The sequence below is a fragment of the Frankia sp. CoWAU3 genome, from assembly GCF_977971855.1.
The window spans coordinates 6,054-6,924 of sequence record NZ_CDWWXB010000197.1 but is presented as its reverse complement, the minus strand read 5'-3'; the positions used below and the strand labels follow the sequence as shown (position 1 = coordinate 6,924).

The 871-nt window shown below is 69.9% G+C and carries 2 protein-coding genes; one reads left to right on the top strand and one right to left on the bottom strand.

Going from position 1 to position 871, the window contains the following annotated elements:
• A partial coding sequence (locus AC08ON_RS15060) for an ATP-binding cassette domain-containing protein (protein WP_476617190.1) occupies positions 1–251 on the bottom strand: 251 nt, incomplete at its 3' end.
• A 237-nt stretch (positions 252–488) separates the two neighbouring features.
• On the opposite strand from AC08ON_RS15060, the gene AC08ON_RS15055 reads away from it, so the two are divergent.
• Positions 489–871 (top strand): BlaI/MecI/CopY family transcriptional regulator (locus tag AC08ON_RS15055; protein WP_476617189.1); only part of this gene is annotated, 383 nt, incomplete at its 3' end.

Here is an 871-nt window from a genome sequence, read left to right as displayed (position 1 = left end):
GCCGCGACCCCGTCCAATGTCGCCGGGCCGGCCTGGACCCAACTGCGGCCGAACAGCCGCAACACCCCGGCGTCCGGGCGGATCAACCCGAACAGCATCCGCAGGAACGTCGTCTTCCCGGCGCCGTTCGGGCCGAGGATGCCGTAGACCTCCCCGACGTCCACCCGCAGATCAACATGATCCACCGCAGTGAGACCGCCGAAGCGTTTCACCAGGCCGGTAGCCTCCACCGCCGGTACGCCAGCCGCCATACGTCCCTCCCTCAAGATATCTACTACTCGATGAATAGTAGACGCACGGGTGCGCGGCAGGCGGCAAGGGCCGGGCCGGGTGGAGACCGATCCACTGCCACCGAGAGGCCCGCTACGCGGATGGTCGACAGCGGGCCAGGGCAAGCCCGTACCACTCGACCGTTCGTACTATCAACGCGATAGTAGTGAGTGGCCGCAAGCGACAGCCGCGGGCGACAGCCGTGAGGAGGGCAACGGATGGCGAAGCGGCGGGAGCCGGGAGCGCTCGAACGAGAGGTGCTCGCCGCGATCGCGGCGGCCGGCCGGCCGCTCACCCCGACCGAGACGCTCGCCGAACTCGGCGAGCCGCTGGCCTACACCACCGTGATGACCACGCTGGCCCGGCTGCACGACAAGGGTGCACTCACCCGGCAGCCCGCCGGCCGCTCCTACGCCTACACGCTGGCCGCCGAACCGGAAACCCTCGACGCCGCACTCACCGCCCGCCAGATGACCCGCCTGCTCCGCGCTGGCGCCAACCGGGCTGAAGCCCTGGCCCGCTTCGTCGCGGATCTGCGTCCCGAAGACGAACAGCTCCTCGCCGACATCCTCGCCAGCCACCACCCGCAGTCAGAGACGGA